General features: G+C 69.9%; 14 protein-coding genes. 2 read left to right on the top strand and 12 right to left on the bottom strand.

Features of this window, described 5'->3' with window-relative positions; all coding sequences use genetic code 11:
• Positions 1 to 135: 135 nt before the first annotated feature.
• The 9 genes from pssA to ACWC0C_RS39050 form a co-directional block, all read right to left on the bottom strand.
• Positions 136 to 957, bottom strand: a complete 822-nt coding sequence (pssA, locus tag ACWC0C_RS39090; RefSeq protein ID WP_449197887.1) for a CDP-diacylglycerol--serine O-phosphatidyltransferase — start codon at positions 955 to 957, stop codon at positions 136 to 138.
• A gap of 22 nt (positions 958 to 979) precedes the next feature.
• Entirely contained in the window at positions 980 to 1,636 is a 657-nt protein-coding gene (locus ACWC0C_RS39085) for a phosphatidylserine decarboxylase (RefSeq protein ID WP_449197831.1), read from the bottom strand.
• A gap of 169 nt (positions 1,637 to 1,805) precedes the next feature.
• Positions 1,806 to 3,011, bottom strand: coding sequence for an acyl-CoA dehydrogenase family protein (locus ACWC0C_RS39080; protein WP_388765985.1), 1,206 nt, complete (start codon positions 3,009 to 3,011; stop codon positions 1,806 to 1,808).
• Between the two features lie 3 nt (positions 3,012 to 3,014).
• Positions 3,015 to 3,527 (bottom strand): MaoC family dehydratase, encoded by a 513-nt coding sequence (locus ACWC0C_RS39075; RefSeq protein ID WP_019757884.1) that lies wholly within the window; start codon positions 3,525 to 3,527, stop codon positions 3,015 to 3,017.
• 15 nt (positions 3,528 to 3,542) lie between these two features.
• Positions 3,543 to 4,508, bottom strand: a complete 966-nt coding sequence (locus tag ACWC0C_RS39070; protein WP_450869184.1) for an HpcH/HpaI aldolase/citrate lyase family protein — start codon at positions 4,506 to 4,508, stop codon at positions 3,543 to 3,545.
• Positions 4,505 to 6,532, bottom strand: coding sequence for a protein meaA (locus ACWC0C_RS39065; protein WP_450869183.1), 2,028 nt, complete (start codon positions 6,530 to 6,532; stop codon positions 4,505 to 4,507). Before ACWC0C_RS39065 ends, ACWC0C_RS39070 begins: the two co-directional genes overlap by 4 nt.
• A 9-nt stretch (positions 6,533 to 6,541) precedes the next feature.
• Entirely contained in the window at positions 6,542 to 7,879 is a 1,338-nt protein-coding gene (gene ccrA / locus ACWC0C_RS39060; protein WP_450869193.1) for a crotonyl-CoA carboxylase/reductase, read from the bottom strand.
• Between the two features lie 450 nt (positions 7,880 to 8,329).
• Complete coding sequence (locus tag ACWC0C_RS39055) at positions 8,330 to 9,151, bottom strand: TetR family transcriptional regulator (RefSeq protein ID WP_449197827.1); 822 nt, start codon at positions 9,149 to 9,151, stop codon at positions 8,330 to 8,332.
• A 154-nt stretch (positions 9,152 to 9,305) separates the two neighbouring features.
• On the bottom strand, positions 9,306 to 11,120 hold the full coding sequence (locus ACWC0C_RS39050) for a 3-hydroxyacyl-CoA dehydrogenase family protein (protein WP_450869180.1): 1,815 nt from the start codon (positions 11,118 to 11,120) through the stop codon (positions 9,306 to 9,308).
• Between the two features lie 419 nt (positions 11,121 to 11,539).
• Between ACWC0C_RS39050 and ACWC0C_RS39045 the strand changes: the two genes are divergently transcribed.
• On the top strand, positions 11,540 to 12,160 hold the full coding sequence (locus ACWC0C_RS39045; protein WP_450869178.1) for an adenylosuccinate lyase: 621 nt from the start codon (positions 11,540 to 11,542) through the stop codon (positions 12,158 to 12,160).
• Between the two features lie 44 nt (positions 12,161 to 12,204).
• Here the strand turns inward: ACWC0C_RS39045 and ACWC0C_RS39040 are convergent, their stop codons facing one another.
• From ACWC0C_RS39040 to ACWC0C_RS39030, 3 genes are all read right to left on the bottom strand, one after another.
• A complete protein-coding gene (locus tag ACWC0C_RS39040; protein ID WP_449197824.1) occupies positions 12,205 to 12,603 on the bottom strand; it encodes a RidA family protein in 399 nt (132 codons plus the stop codon).
• Between the two features lie 74 nt (positions 12,604 to 12,677).
• The gene (locus ACWC0C_RS39035) at positions 12,678 to 14,246 is read right to left on the bottom strand and encodes an alpha/beta hydrolase (protein WP_450869176.1); all 1,569 of its coding nucleotides are present in this window, start codon (positions 14,244 to 14,246) and stop codon (positions 12,678 to 12,680) included.
• Positions 14,247 to 14,428: 182 nt separating this feature from the next.
• Positions 14,429 to 15,460, bottom strand: coding sequence for an Rv2578c family radical SAM protein (locus ACWC0C_RS39030; protein ID WP_450869174.1), 1,032 nt, complete (start codon positions 15,458 to 15,460; stop codon positions 14,429 to 14,431).
• Between the two features lie 161 nt (positions 15,461 to 15,621).
• Between ACWC0C_RS39030 and ACWC0C_RS39025 the strand changes: the two genes are divergently transcribed.
• Entirely contained in the window at positions 15,622 to 16,065 is a 444-nt protein-coding gene (locus ACWC0C_RS39025) for an SRPBCC family protein (RefSeq protein ID WP_449197726.1), read from the top strand.
• Positions 16,066 to 16,146 lie beyond the last annotated feature (81 nt).

Here is a 16,146-nt window from a genome sequence, read left to right as displayed (position 1 = left end):
GCGCCTCGTGCAGCAGCTCCCGGCTCGTGTCCGGGTCCCGCTCCCGGGACCACACCAGCCCGTCGGTGTACAGCGCGAGGACGGTGCCCTCGGGCCGGACCGTTGGCTGGTCCGGGGCCCCCTGCCAAAGCGCCGCTACGGCAGCTGCGTCGCCCGCGCCTCCCGCCGGTTGTCGCGGAAGTTGTTCACCCGCCGAGCGGTGGCGAACAACGGAATCACCGCGCCCATCACCAGCTGCAGCGCACAGCCCGTCTGCAGCAGCAGCTGCCCGCTCGGCGCGTCGAAGGCCCAGGCGGCCAGCAGGCCCATGGACAGGACGATCCAGGCCAGCATCGCGCCGGCCAGCCGCCCCCTCGGCTTCGGGTACTCCACCCGGCTCACCATCAGCCAGGCGGTACCCAGGATCGCCAGCAGTGTCGCCACGAAGGGCAGCTCCAGCAGCACGATCGAGACGACCGTCAGCGCGCCGAACGGCGAGGGCATGCCCTGGAACATGCCGTCCTTCATCGTCACGCAGGAGAAGCGCGCCAGGCGCAGCACGACCGCCAGGAGCACCACGATTGCCCCCAGCGCCGCCATTCTCTGGTGCGCGTCGTCCGCGACCATGCCGTAGACGAGCACGAAGTAGGCGGGCGCGAGCCCGAAGCTGATCAGGTCGGAGAGGTTGTCCAGCTCCGCGCCCATGGGCGACGAGCGCAGCTTCCGGGCGACCAGCCCGTCGAACAGGTCGAAGACGGCCGCGCAGAGCATCAGGATGACGGCCGTGGCGGCGCTGTGCCGCGCCATGCCCGCGGACTCGTCGTTGCCCGTCAGGTGCGGGATCAGGATGCCGGTGGTGGTGAAGTACACCGCCATGAAGCCGCACGTCGCGTTACCCAGGGTGAGGGTGTCCGCTATCGACAGGCGGAGCGAGAGGGGCATCTCCTCCTCGTCGTCCACCTCGTCGGCCTCGGGCACCCAGCCCGCCTGGGTCTCCGGATCAATCACGGTCAATGCGAGTCACCCCAGCCACGGTCTTCTGTCCGACCTCGACCGCGACCTCCACGCCCTCGGGCAGGTAGAGGTCGACACGCGAGCCGAAGCGGATCAGACCGATTCGGTCGCCCTGCTCGACCTTCGTACCCTCCGGGATGTAGGGGACGATGCGGCGGGCCACCGCGCCGGCGATCTGGATCATCTCGATGTCGCCGAGTTCGGTGTCGAAATGCCAGACTACGCGCTCGTTGTTCTCGCTCTCCTTGTTGAAAGCCGGAACAAAGCCGCCGGGGATGTGCTCGACGGACGTCACCGTGCCCGCGAGGGGCGCGCGGTTGACGTGGACGTTCAGCGGGCTCATGAAGATCGCGACGCGGGTGCGCCCGTCCTTCCACGGCATGATGCTCTGCACCACACCGTCGGCGGGCGAGATCACCCGGCCGGAGCCGATCTCGCGCTCGGGGTCGCGGAAGAACCACAGCATGCCCGCCGCGAGCGCGGTGGCGGGCACGGCCACGGCCCTGGCCGCACCGGAGCGGCGGGCGCGGGCCAGGCTGAGGGCTGCGGTGGCGACGGTCGGGAGAAGCCACGGCGATGCTCCGCGCGCGAGGCGTACGCCGGCTCGGCTGTCGCGAGGTGCAGAGGTTTGGCTGTGGGGCATGGATGACCTTCGTAGCGGATGATGCCGCGCAAGACGGGGGACGGCGGCTTTCCGGGGATCGTACCGGTCGCGGCCTACAACTGGGCAAGCCAGGCAGTCGAGTCGGCGGCCGAACACCGTCTACGGGGTGTGATCTTCTTCTCGAAGAAAACACCCCGTATCCGGACAATCAGCCCTGGAATCGATACTCTTCGAGCAATCTGCGACCGATGATCATTTTCTGGATCTCGGCGGTACCTTCACCGATGAGCAGCATCGGGGCCTCGCGGTAGAGGCGCTCGATCTCGTACTCCTTGGAGAAGCCGTAGCCGCCGTGGATCCGGAAGGCGTCCTCCACGACCTCCTTGCAGTACTCGGAGGCGAGGTACTTCGCCATCCCGGCCTCGAGGTCGTTTCGCTCGCCGGAGTCCTTTTTGCGTGCCGCGTTGACCATCATCGCATGCGCGGCCTCGACCTTGGTCGCCATCTCCGCCAGCTTGAACTGGATGGCCTGGTGCTGGGCGATCGGCTTGCCGAAGGTGTGCCGCTGCTGGGCGTACTGGACACCGAGCTCGAAGGCGCGCTGGGCGACGCCACAGCCGCGGGCCGCCACGTTGACCCGGCCGACCTCGACACCGTCCATCATTTGGTAAAAACCCCGGCCGGTGACGCCGCCGAGCACCCGATCGGCCGGAAGGCGCAGGCCGTCCATGATCAGCTCGGTGGTGTCGACGCCCTTGTAGCCCATCTTGTCGATCTTGCCGGGGATGGTCAGCCCCGGGCGGACCTCGCCGAAACCCGGCTCCTTCTCGATCAGGAAGGTCGTCATCGACTTGTGCGGGGCCGTGCCCTCGGGGTGGCCCTCGTCACTGCGCACGAGCACGGCCACCAGGGACGACGTGCCGCCGTTCGTCAGCCACATCTTCTGGCCGTTCAGGACGTACTCGTCGCCGTCCTTGACCGCCTTGGAGGTGATCGCCGACACGTCGGAGCCGAGGCCCGGCTCGGACATCGAGAAGGCGCCGCGGATGTCGCCGGCCGCCATGCGGGGCAGGAAGTGGTCCTTCTGCTCCTGCGTGCCGTGCTGCTTGAGCATGTACGCGACGATGAAGTGGGTGTTGATGATGCCGGACACCGACATCCAGCCACGGGCGATCTCCTCCACGCACAGCGCGTAGGTGAGCAGCGACTCGCCCAGGCCCCCGTACTCCTCGGGGATCATCAGACCGAAGAGTCCGAGCTCCTTCAGGCCGTCCACGATCTGCTGCGGGTACTCGTCGCGGTGCTCCAGCTCGGTCGCGACAGGGATGATCTCCTTGTCGACAAAGTCCCGGACGGTGGAGAGGATCTCCTGCTGGACGTCGGTCAGACCGGCGGTCTGGGCGAGACGGGCCATGGCCTACTTCTCCTGCTGCTTCAGTTCCGGGCGGCCCGGCTGCTCGCCGCCGCGCTCCTTGATGTACGTCTCGGTGGGCACCATGACCTTGCGGCGGAAGACGCACACCAGGGTGCCGTCCTGCTTGTAGCCCTTGGTCTCGACGTAGACGATCCCGCGGTCGTTCTTCGACTTGGACGGCCACTTGTCGAGGACGGTCGTCTCGCCGTAGATCGTGTCGCCGTGGAAGGTCGGCGCCACGTGCTTGAGCGACTCGATCTCCAGGTTGGCGATCGCCTTGCCGGAGATGTCCGGGACGGACATGCCGAGCAGGAGGGAGTAGATGTAGTTCCCGACGACGACGTTCTTGCCGAAGTCCGTCGTCTTCTCCGCATAGTTGGTGTCCATGTGGAGCGGGTGGTGGTTCATGGTGAGGAGACAGAACAGGTGGTCGTCGTACTCGGTGACCGTCTTGCCCGGCCAGTGCTTGTACGTCGCCCCGACCTCGAACTCCTCGTAGGTGCGTCCGAACTGCATCGCGCTCAGGGCTCCTTAGCTGGCGGGAATCTCGAACTTGCTGGTGCGCTGCATGCCGGCGGCGCGTCCCTTGCCGGAGATGACCAGGGCCATCTTGCGGCTGGCCTCGTCGATCATCTCGTCGCCGAGCATCGCGGAGCCCTTCTTGCCGCCCGCCTCGGACGTGTAGTAGTCGTACGCGTCCAGGATCAGCTCGGCGTGGTCGTAGTCCTCCTGGGAGGGCGAGAAGATCTCGTTGGACGCCTCGACCTGGCCCGGGTGCAGCACCCACTTGCCGTCGAAACCGAGGGCCGCGGCGCGCTGGGCGACCGCGCGGTAGCCGTCGATGTTGCGGATCTGCAGGTAGGGGCCGTCGATCGCCTGGAGGTTGTTGGCGCGGGCGGCCATCAGGATCTTCATCAGGATGTAGTGGTAGGCGTCCGCCGGGTAGCCGGGCGGCTGCTCGCCCACGACGAGCGACTTCATGTTGATGGAGGCCATGAAGTCGGCCGGGCCGAAGATGATGGTCTCGACGCGCGGCGAGGCCTGCGCGATCGCGTTGACGTTGTTCAGGCCCTGCGCGTTCTCGATCTGCGCCTCGATGCCGATCTTGCCGACCTCGAAGCCCATCGTCTTCTCGATCTGGGTGAGCAGGAGGTCGAGCGCGACGACCTGCTCGGCCGTCTGCACCTTCGGCAGCATGATGCAGTCGAGGTTCTGGCCGGCCCCCTCGACGACCGTGACGACATCGCGGTACGTCCACTCGGTCGTCCAGTCGTTGACGCGCACGACCCGCGTCTTGCCCGTCCAGTCGCCCTCGTTGAGGAACTTGACGATGGTGTGCCGCGCCTCGGGCTTGGCGAGCGGCGCGCACGCGTCCTCCAGGTCCAGGAAGACCTGGTCGGCGGGGAGGCCCTGCGCCTTCTCCAGGAAGCGGGGGTTCGAGCCCGGTACGGCCAGGCAGGAGCGCCGCGGGCGAAGGCGGTTGACAGGGGTGGTCATGCGGGGACCTCCAGAGGGTCGAGCTTGTTCGCTTTCCGGATCTCGTCGACGATGCGGCCGATGATTCCCGTGATGTCGAAGTCCTTCGGGGTGAAGACGGCAGCCACTCCGGCGGCCCTGAGCTGCTCGGCATCACCATTCGGGATAATGCCACCGGCGATCACCGGTATATCTGTGGCACCGGCCACACGCAGCCGCTGGAGCACGTCCGGCACCAGCTGGGCGTGCGAGCCGGACAGGATCGACAGTCCGACCGCGTGCACGTCCTCCGCGAGGGCCGCGTCCACGATCTGCTCGGGCGTCAGCCGGATGCCCTGGTAGACCACCTCGAAGCCGGCGTCACGCGCGCGTACGGCGATCTGCTCGGCGCCGTTGGAGTGCCCGTCCAGGCCCGGCTTGCCGACCAGGAAGCGCAAGCGGGCGACGCCCAGTTCGCGGGCGGTGGTGTCCACCTTGGCCCGGACTTCGGCGAGCGCGGAGCCCGGTTCCGCGGCGACCGCCACCGGCGCGGAGGAGACCCCGGTGGGCGCCCGGTACTCGCCGAACACCTCGCGCAGCGCGGCCGCCCACTCGCCGGTCGTGACCCCGGCGCGGGCGCACTCCAGCGTGGCCTCCATCAGGTTCTCGGTGCCCTTGGCGGCCTCCTTCAGCCGCTCCAGCGCCTTGCAGGGGCGCGGGTGGTTGAAGGGTGGCTGGTAGCGGGTGTCGCGCCAGTTCCGCAGCGAGGCGATGACCCGGGCCTCGACGGCCGGGTCGACCGTCATGATCGCGGTGTCCAGGTCGGCCGTCAGGGGGTTCGGCTCGGTCGTCTCGAAGATGTTGACGCCGACGATCTTCTCCTGGCCGGACTCGATCCGGGCCCGCCGCTCGGCGTGCGAGGAGACCAGCTGCGCCTTGAGGTAACCGGACTCCACGGCGGCCATCGCGCCGCCCATCTCCTGGATCCGGTCGATCTCGGCGAGGGACTCCTCGACCAGGGCGTTCACCTTCGCCTCGATGACGTGCGAGCCCTCGAAGATGTCCGCGTACTCCAGCAGGTCGCTCTCGTGGGCGAGGACCTGCTGGATGCGCAGCGACCACTGCTGGTCCCAGGGCCGGGGCAGGCCGAGCGCCTCGTTCCAGGCGGGCAGCTGCACGGCACGCGCGCGTGCGTCCTTGGACAGCGTGACGGCCAGCATCTCCAGCACGATCCGCTGGACGTTGTTCTCCGGCTGGGCCTCCGTCAGGCCGAGGGAGTTGACCTGCACGCCGTACCGGAACCGGCGCTGCTTGGGATCCTCGATGCCGTACCGCTCGCGGGTGACCTTGTCCCAGATGCGGCCGAACGCCCGCATCTTGCACATCTCCTCGATGAAGCGGACGCCCGCGTTCACGAAGAAGGAGATGCGGGCGACCACGTCGCCCATGCGCTCCTGCGGCACCTGGCCGGAGTCGCGCACGGCGTCGAGGACGGCGATCGCGGTGGACATCGCGTACGCGATCTCCTGCACCGGCGTGGCCCCGGCCTCCTGCAGGTGGTAGCTGCAGATGTTGATCGGGTTCCACTTCGGGATGTGGGAGACCGTGTACGCGATCATGTCCGTCGTCAGGCGGAGCGACGGCCCCGGCGGGAACACATGGGTGCCCCGGGACAGGTACTCCTTGACGATGTCGTTCTGGGTCGTGCCCTGGAGCTTGGTGATGTCCGCGCCCTGCTCCTCGGCGACGACCTGGTGGAGCGCCAGCAGCCACATGGCGGTGGCGTTGATCGTCATCGAGGTGTTCATCTGCTCCAGGGGGATGTCCTGGAAGAGACGGCGCATGTCACCGACGTGCGCGACCGGCACGCCCACCCGGCCGACCTCGCCGCGGGCGAGGATGTGGTCGGGGTCGTAGCCGGTCTGTGTCGGCAGGTCGAACGCGACCGACAGACCGGTCTGCCCCTTGGCGAGGTTGCGCCGGTACAGCTCGTTGGACGCCTCCGCCGTCGAGTGGCCGGCGTACGTCCGCATGAGCCACGGACGGTCCTTCTGACGCTCTGTCATCTATGGCTCTCAGACGTTGCGGAAGCGGTTGATGGCGTCGATGTGCTTGGCGCGCATCTCCTCGTCGCGCACGCCCAGGCCGTCCTCGGGCGCGAGGCACAGCACGCCGACCTTGCCCTGGTGCAGGTTGCGGTGGACGTCGTAGGCCGCCTGGCCGGTCTCCTCCAGCGAGTAGACCTTCGACAGGGTCGGGTGGATCTTGCCCTTGGCGATGAGGCGGTTGGCCTCCCAGGCCTCGCGGTAGTTGGCGAAGTGCGAGCCGATGATCCGCTTCAGGGACATCCACAGGTAGCGGTTGTCGTACTCGTGCATGTAGCCCGAGGTCGAGGCGCAGGTGGTGATGGTGCCGCCCTTGCGGGTGACGTAGACGCTCGCGCCGAAGGTCTCGCGTCCGGGGTGCTCGAAGACGATGTCGATGTCCTCGCCGCCGGTGAGCTCGCGGATGCGCTTGCCGAAGCGCTTCCACTCCTTCGGGTCCTGGGTGTGCTCGTCCTTCCAGAACTTGTAGCCCTCGGCGTTGCGGTCGATGATCGCCTCGGCGCCCATGGACCGGCAGATGTCCGCCTTCTGGTCGCTGGAGACGACACAGATCGGGTTGGCGCCGCCGGCCAGGGCGAACTGGGTGGCGTACGAGCCGAGGCCGCCGCTCGCTCCCCAGATCAGGACGTTGTCGCCTTGCTTCATGCCGGCGCCGTTGCGGGAGACCAGCTGGCGGTAGGCGGTGGAGTTGACCAGGCCCGGGGCCGCGGCCTCCTCCCAGCTGAGGTGCGCCGGCTTCGGCATCAGCTGGTTGGACTTGACGAGCGCGATCTCGGCGAGGCCGCCGAAGTTGGTCTCGAAGCCCCAGATGCGCTGCTCGGGGTCGAGCATGGTGTCGTTGTGGCCGTCGGAGGACTCCAGCTCGACGGACAGGCAGTGGGCGACGACCTCGTCACCGGGCTTCCAGGCGTTGACGCCGGGGCCGGTGCGCAGGACGACGCCCGCGAGGTCGGAGCCGATGATGTGGTACGGCAGGTCGTGCCGCTTGGTCAGCTCGCTGACCCTGCCGTAGCGCTCCAGGAAGCCGAACGTCGGCAGCGGCTCGAAGATCGAGGTCCACACCGAGTTGTAGTTGACCGAGGAGGCCATGACGGCCACCAGGGCCTCGCCCGGGCCGAGCTCGGGCACGGGCACCTCGTCGAGGTGGATCGACTTGCGCGGGTCCTTGTCGCGGGTCGCGAGGCCCGCGAACATCTCCGTCTCGTCCTTGTGCACGGTGATCGCGCGGTACGACTCGGGGAGCGGCAGGGCGGCGAAGTCGGCGGACGTGGCGTCCTTCGACTGGATCGCGTCCAGGATGTCCTTCACGGTCACGGTGTTGCCTCCGGCGGTGAGCGCCCCTGAGGGAGGGGGCGCTGAGGGTTCGTCGGTGCTGCGATGAGTGCTGCTGAGGGTTTTGGTTGGTGCCGTCGGTTCGGCGGTGGTGCTTCGGCAGCGCTTTGTGGCGCGGGAGGTTGCCTGTGACGCAGGCGTCCGGGCGCTGGGGCCGTGAGCCCCTTGGGGACAGCCGGCGAGCGAACGGTCTCTGCTCGCCGGCCGCCCGGACACCATCAACGTATGACACCGCGTGTCAGGTGACAAGGCACTGAGTGCCAGAAGTTTGGCTCAGGTGAAATCTTTACGTAACAAATGAGCGATGATCGATCGAACGGGCTCTGAAATCTGCTCGAAAACGGGCCCTGACATGGCAAAACGGCCACCCCGTGGGGTGGCCGTCATCACAGCGGGGGAGCGGGCTCGGAGCGCTCGGAACCTCGCTCAGCGCTCCTTCAGCGCCTCCTCGATGGTCCGCATGACCTCGTCCAGCGGGGCATCGGTCCGGGCTACCGTGACCAGTACCTCGCCGTGCGCGGAGACCGTCGCCGGGGCCGCGGCGCCGGCCGGCCGCGACGTGGAGGTGCGCCCGGCGCCGATGCCGGTGCCGAAGGTCTTCCGCACGATCGCGAAGGCGTGGTCCAGCTGCGCCTCGACGTCCCCCTGGCCGCCGGCCCGCAGCCAGCGCCGCAGCACATGGTTGTGGGCGGTGACGACGGCGGAGGCGGCCACCTCGGCCAGCAGCGGGTCGTCATTGGCGTCGTCGGCGTGCGCATGCTCGTCGAAGTGGCCGAGGAGATAGCGGGTGAAGAGGCGTTCGTAGCGGGCCACCGAGGCGATCTCGGCCTCCCGGAGGGTGGGCACCTCGCGGGTGAGCTTGTAGCGGGCGACCGAGATCTCCGGCGCGGCCGCGTACATCTTCATGACTTCCTTGATGCCCCGGCACACGGTGTCGAGCGGGTGCTCGTGCGCGGGGGCGGCGTTCAGGACGGCCTCGGCGCGGATCAATGTGTCGTCGTGGTCCGGGAAGATCGCCTCTTCCTTGGAGCGGAAGTGGCGGAAGAAGGTGCGGCGGGCGACCCCGGCGGCGGCCGCGATCTCGTCGACGGTGGTCGCCTCGTACCCCTTGGTCGCGAACAGCTCCATGGCTGCGGCCGCCAGTTCTCGGCGCATCTTGAGCCGCTGGGCGGCGGCGCGACTGCCTGCGGCACTTTCCGGCGCGTCGGGCGTAGCTGGTGTACGGGAGGACTTGGCGGGCTGGGACATGACCCGAACGTACTGCATGTGCGCAGTTCGGTGCGCGGGTGAGGGGATTCCCCCGCCCAGGGAGCCTCCCCCGCCCCAGGAGGGCGGGGGTGCGTCCGCGGGGTCGAGCAGTCCGCCCCAGTCCGTCTCCGTGCGGGACCAGTCGCCGGCGCCGTCAGCGGCGGGCATACTCGCGGAAGCCGCGGCCGGTCTTGCGGCCGAGGCAGCCCGCGGCCACCAGGTGCTCCAGCAGCGGGGCCGGGGCCAGGCCGGGGTCGCGGAACTCGCGGTGCAGGACCTGCTCGATCGCGAGCGAGACGTCGAGCCCGACGACGTCCAGGAGCTCGAACGGACCCATCGGGTAGCCACCGCCGAGCTTCATCGCCGCGTCGATGTCGTCCAGCGACGCGTAGTGCTCCTCGACCATCTTGATGGCGTTGTTCAGGTACGGGAACAGCAGCGCGTTCACGATGAAGCCGGCGCGGTCGCCGCAGTCCACCGCGTGCTTCTTGATCTTCGCGCAGACCTCGCGAACCGTCGCGTGGACGTCGTCGGCCGTCAGCACCGTACGGACGACCTCGACCAGCTTCATGGCCGGCGCCGGGTTGAAGAAGTGCATGCCGATCACGTCCTGCGGGCGCGAGGTGGCGCGGGCGCAGGCGACGACGGGCAGCGAGGAGGTGGTGGTGGCGAGGACCGCGCCGGGCTTGCAGACCTTGTCCAGCGTGGTGAACAGCTGCCGCTTGATCTCCAGGTCCTCGGCGATCGCCTCGACGGCCAGGTCGACGTCGCCGAAGGCGTCGTAGGACCCGGCCGGGGCGATCCGGTCCAGGATCTGCGCGGCGGCCTCGGCGGTCAGCCGGCCCTTGTCCACGGAGCGCGCGAGGGACTTGCCGATCCGGGCCTTGGCGGCCTGGGCCTTCTCCTCGCTGCGGGCGGCCAGGACGACGTCGTAGCCCGCCTTGGCGAACACCTCGGCGATACCCGAGGCCATGGTGCCGGAGCCGGCGACGCCCACCGAGCGGACCTCGCGGCCCTGGGCCGCCGCGCCGTCCGCCGCCGGGGTCAGCGCGTCCGGCACGACCGTGGCGCTGCCCGGCGCCTCGTAGGTGTAGAAGCCGCGGCCGGACTTGCGGCCGGTCAGACCCGCCTCACTGAGCTGCTTCAGGATGGGGGCCGGGGCGTGCAGCCGGTCGCGGGACTCGGCGTACATGGCCTCCAGGACCGTACGCGCGGTGTCGATGCCGATCAGGTCCAGCAGGGCGAGCGGGCCCATCGGCAGGCCGCAGCCGAGCCGCATCGCCGCGTCGATGTCCTCGCGGGAGGCGTACCGCGCCTCGTACATCGCGGCGGCCTGGTTGAGGTAGCCGAAGAGCAGGCCGTCGGCGACGAATCCGGGGCGGTCGCCGACCGCGACCGGCTCCTTGCCCAGCTCGATCGCGAGGTCCGTGACCGCGGCGACGGCCTGCGGCGAGGTCAGCACGGAGGAGACCACCTCGACCAGCCGCATCGCCGGCGCCGGGTTGAAGAAGTGCAGCCCGAGCACGCGCTCGGGGCGGGCGGAGTCGGCGGCGAGACGGGTGACGGACAGGGCGTTGGTGCCGGTCGCGAGGATCGTCTCGGGGCGGACGATGCCGTCCAGCTCGCGGAAGATCTGCTGCTTGATCTCGTACGACTCCGGAGCCACCTCGATGACGAGGTCGGCGTCGGCCGCCGCCGAGAGGTCGGTGCCGGTGCGCACCCGGGCGAGGGCGTCGGCGCGCTCCTGCTCGGTGAGCCGGCCACGCGCCACGGCACGGGCGGTGGAGGCCTCCAGGGCGGCGACGGACCGCGAGGTCCGGGCCTCGCTGATGTCGATGCCGATCACCTCGCGGCCGGCCTTCACGAGGACCTCGGTGATACCGGTGCCCATGGTGCCGAGGCCGACGACGGCGATCGTCTTGAGCGGGGACTGAGAGGTACCGGACTGGGGGGACAGGGGAGTGGCCATCGCGGGACTCCAGGAATGAGGGTGACGACGAGGAGCGCGCCGGGTGCGCCGAGGGGCGCACCGCGGGGCGGAAAGGAGTGCGGGTGTTGCCGGGCTGCGAGCGCACACGCCCGGTGCTGCCGGTGCCACGGGCGTGCACACGCCCGCGAACGGCAGGGAAACCGACCGGCCCTGTCCCGGAGCCGGGTCGAACAGCGGTACACGTCGTACCGAACCGACCGCTCCCCCACTGCCTCAAGGGCGGCGTGGGAGGGACCCCCGACGACGGCTGCGTCACCAAACCGTCGTCAGCGGAAACGCGAGTGGGTAACTCGCTCGTCTGAGCTTAACCGGCGAGTAACGAGCGCGCCAGACCTGAGTCCGACCGGACTTTGTGATGTAGCTCCCCCCGGCCTCGCCACCCGCCTACGCTGGACGTTGTGGACGAAGAGTTGCGATCACTCACGGAGCGCTTACGGCAGGAGTCGCGCGGCTCGGCGGCGTTCGACCGGCTGCTGGCGACCGAGGACCACGACGAACTCGCGGAGGTGCTCACCGTGCCCGGACAGCCGCTGTGGGCCAGGGAACTGGCCGCGTTCCGGCTGGGCCTCACCGGCGACCGGCGCGCCTTCGAGTCCCTGGTGCTCCTCCTCAACCACCGCGACCCCCCGCGCTGCGCCTCCGCCGCCTACGCCCTCGCCCGCCTGGGCGACCCCCGCACGGCCCGCGCGGCGGCGGCCCTCGCCACCAACGAACTCCGCGTGGCCTACGCCCTGCACCCCGTACGGCTCCTGACCGACCTCCGCGCCCCCGAGTCCGTGCCCGCGCTGATCACCACCCTGGAGCGCCGGCTCCGCCCGCACGACCCCTACCGCCGGGTCGCCCTCGCCTGCGTGGAGGGCCTCGGCACCCTTGGCGACCCCCGCGCCCGCCGCGTCCTGAAGGAGGCCCTGGCCCACCCGACCCTCGCGGAGGCGGCGGTACGGGCGCTGGCGCGGATCCCCCAGCAGAAGGACCAACAGAAGGGCCGGCAGAAGGACCAGCACAAGGAGGTGATGTGACGGCCGGTCAGCCCGCAGCCGGCGTCAGCCCCTGGCGGTGGGGGTCACTCGCCCACCACCGCCAGCGCCTCGATCTCCATCAGGAACTCCGGTGCCACCAGCCCGGCGACCCGCACGGCTGAGGACGCCGGGAGACGGTCGTCGGGTATGTGGGCGGCCCGGGCCGCGCGGATCGCCGGGAGGTGGGCGGTGTCGGTGACGAAGTACGTCAGCTTCACCACGTGTTCGAAGCCGGCCCCGGCCGCGGCCAGGCAGCGCCGGAGGTTCTCGAACACCTGGCGGGCCTGGGCCGCGGGGTCGCCCTCGCCGACCAGCTTGCCGTGCTCGTCGAGGGCGAGCTGGCCGGAGACGGCGACGAAGCGGCCGGTCGCCGAGACGACGTGGCTGTACTGGGCGGCGGGGGCCACGCCGTCGGGGGCGGGGATGCGCGTCGGTTCGGTCATGGCTCCATGGTGGAGCACACCACTGACAACGCCCCCGACGGGTCGCGGAGTCGTCCTGCCGGCCCAGGACCGTCCTACCGGCGGAAGCCCAGCAGGGCGTGCAGGTCCTCGCCGCGCGTCGACGATGGCGACGCCTTCGCCGCCAGCGGCTTGGGATCCGGTGACTTCTCGCAGACCGCGTCCGCGACGCTCGTGCCCGCACTGCGCGGGACACTGCCGTTCGTCAGATACGAGGCCAGGTACGTGTCCAGGCAGGCGTTGCCGCTCAGCGTGATGCCGTGGTTGCCGCCGCCCTCCTCGACCACCAGGCTGGAGTCGGCGAGCAGCCGGTGGACCGTGACACCGCCCGGGTACGGCGTGGCCGCGTCGTCCGTCGCCTGGAAGAGCAGCACCGGCGGCAGCTCGGCGTTGGCGATGCTCAGCGGCTGGCGCCTCTCGGCCGGCCAGAACGCGCACGGCGCGTTGTACCAGGCGTTGTTCCAGGCCATGAAGGGTGCCTTGCGGTAGATGTCCCAGGTGTCGGCGCGCCACGAGTTCCAGCTGACGGGCCAGGAGGCGTCACGGCACTGCACCGCCGAGTAGACGCTGTAGCCGTTGTCGCCCGAGCCGTCCGCGGCACCGAACTTCTCGTACGCCGCCACCAGCGGCTCGGTGTTCTTGTCGCGCACGTACGCCGCGAACGCCTCGGCGAGGTAGGGCCAGTAGCCGTCGTAGTAGCCGCCGGGGATGAAGGTGTCCTCCAGTTCGGAGGCGCCCACCTTGCCCCCGGCCGGCTTCTTCGCCAGCGCCGCCCGCATCGCGTACCACGCGGCCTCGATCTTCGCGGGGTCCGTGCCGAGGTGGTACGTGGAGTCGTACCGCGCGATCCAGGCCATCAGCGCGCGGTGGCGGTCGTTGAAGGCCTGGTCCTGGTCGAGGTTGTCCGTGTACCAGACGCCGGTCGGGTCGACGATCGAGTCCAGCACCAGGCGCCGGATCCGCTGCGGGTACAGCTTCGCGTAGACCGCGCCGAGATAGGTGCCGTAGGAGTAGCCGAAGTAGCTGATGCGCGGCGCGCCGAGGGCCACGCGGATGGCGTCCAGGTCCTGTGCGGCGTTGACCGTGTCCATGTAGGGCAGCAGGTCGGCGTACTTGTGGCCGCAGGCGGCGGCGAAGGACTGCGCGCGCGCGAGGTTGGTCCGCTCCAGCGCGGCCGTGGCGGGCACGGTGTCCGGGCGCACGGTCTTGAAGTGGCCGGGCGCGCAGTCCAGGGCAGGGCTGCTCCGGCCGACCCCGCGCGGGTCGAAGCCGATGACGTCGTACTGCGCGGCGACGCTCTTGGGCAGCGCCGAGGCGACGAATCCGGCGAGCGTCAGGCCGCTGCCGCCGGGCCCGCCGGGGTTGACCAGCAGGGGGCCCTGGGAGGTCGGCGCGGTGTGCGGGACGCGGGTGAGGGCGAGCGTGATCTGCCGGCCCGACGGGTTCGCGTGATCCAGCGGCACCGTCACGGAGGCGCACTGCAGCGACGGACTGTCGATCGTGCCGCACTTCGTCCAGGCGAGCCGGGCGGCGGGGGCGACCGGGGCCGCCCGCGCGGGCAGGGCCGTGACCGAGCCCGCGAGCACGGCGGCGGCTGCGCACAGCACGGCTGCGCGTGTTCTCATGCGTTCTCCCGGGACGGAGGTGTCGGCGGACCGCGAGGGTCGTGTCTTTCGCCGCATCGTCCCGAAATCGGCGCCCTGAAGAACGCCTTATAGGCAGAGTTGACCCGTTTGGGTTGCCCGAAGCCCTCGAACGCCCTGACTCGAGGGCGGGCGGCACTCTCACTCGAAGGCGGGCGGCCTTCTCACAGGAGCGTGAGCTGGGTCGGTTCGGACGCGCTGGAAGGTTCCGCCGGGGTGATCCGGCGGGCCAGGCCCGGGTGGGTGGGCCCGATACCGTACTCCTGCGCCAGCTCGTGCACCTGACGGGTGATCCGGCGCTGGTACCACTTGGGTGCGTAGGCGCCCTCCGCGTACAGCCGCTCGTAGCGCCGCACCAGGTGCGGATGGTGCTGGGCGAGCCACGTCATGAACCACTCCCGTGCGCCGGGCCGCAGATGCAGCACCAAGGGCGTGACGGAGGTGGCCCCGGCCGCGGCGATCGCCCGTACCGTGGCCCGCAGCCGGTCCGGATGGTCGCTCAGGAACGGGACGACCGGCGCCATCAGCACCCCGCAGCCGATGCCGTGCTCGCCCAGGGTGCGTACGACGTCCAGGCGGCGCTCGGGTGCGGGCGTGCCCGGCTCCACCGTGCGCCACAGCTCGGTGTCGAGGAAGCCGACGGAGACCGAGATGCCGATGTCCGTCACCTCGGCCGCGCGGACCAACAGGTCCAGATCGCGCAGGATCAGCGTGCCCTTGGTGAGGATCGAGAACGGGTTGGCGTGCTCGGTGAGGGCGCGGATGATGCCCGGCATCAGCCCGTAGCGGCCCTCGGCGCGCTGGTAGCAGTCGACGTTGGTGCCCATCGCCACGTGATCGCCCTGCCAGCGGCGGGAGGCCAGCTGCCGGCGCAGCACCTCGGGCGCGTTCACCTTGACCACGATCTGGGTGTCGAAGCCGATGCCGGTGTCGAGGTCCAGATAGCTGTGCGTCTTGCGGGCGAAGCAGTACACGCACGCGTGCGTGCAGCCCCGATAGGGATTGACGGTCCACTCGAAGGGCATGCGCGAGGCGCCCGGCACCCGGTTCAGCACCGACCGGGCCCGGACCTCGTGGAAGGTGATCCCGCGGAACTCGGGCGTGTCGAAGGTGCGCGTGGTCACGGCGTCCGCGCCGAACAGCGCGGCCTCGGCCCGGCCGTGTTCGCTCTCCCCTGTGAGGTTCTCCCAGCGCATGACGCCCTCCTCGCTAGCACTGGGCAGAGAATAGAACATGCGTTCCCATGATCGTGCGATCCCTGGTGGGGAGCCTTGGAGGTGCCCCCCGATTTGGGCGGCCGGGCACCGGGGTGGTTGGCTTTCCCCAACCCCGAGAAATCAGGTCCTGGAGGAACGCAATGGCGCAGGTCGAGGCCACTACGGAGCGGGTCGTCGAGGCGGACGCGGAGAAGGTGTTCGACGCCCTCGCCGACTACCGCGGCACGCGGCAGAAGCTGCTGCCCGACCACTTCAGCGAGTACGAGGTCCGTGAGGGCGGCGACGGCGAGGGCACCCTCGTCCACTGGAAGCTCCAGGCCACGAGCAAGCGGGTGCGCGACTGCCTGCTGGAGGTCAGTGAGCCCACCGACGGCGAACTGGTCGAGAAGGACCGCAACTCCTCCATGGTCACCACCTGGCGTGTCACCCCGGCCGGTGAGGGGAAGTCCCGGGTCGTCGTCACCACCACCTGGAAGGGTGCCGGCGGCATCGGCGGCTTCTTCGAGAAGACGTTCGCGCCCAAGGGACTCGGCCGGATCTACGACGCCGTGCTCGCCAAGCTCGCCACCGAGGTCGAGAAGTAGGCCCAAGCCCCCGCCGGTGAGGGGGTGTTGTGCCCCTTCACCGGTTCGAGTGGATCTCCCTCTCGCCCGGAACGATTCCGT

This window comes from Streptomyces sp. NPDC001709 (assembly GCF_053596375.1).
This window is presented reverse-complemented; position numbering and strand designations above follow the sequence as displayed.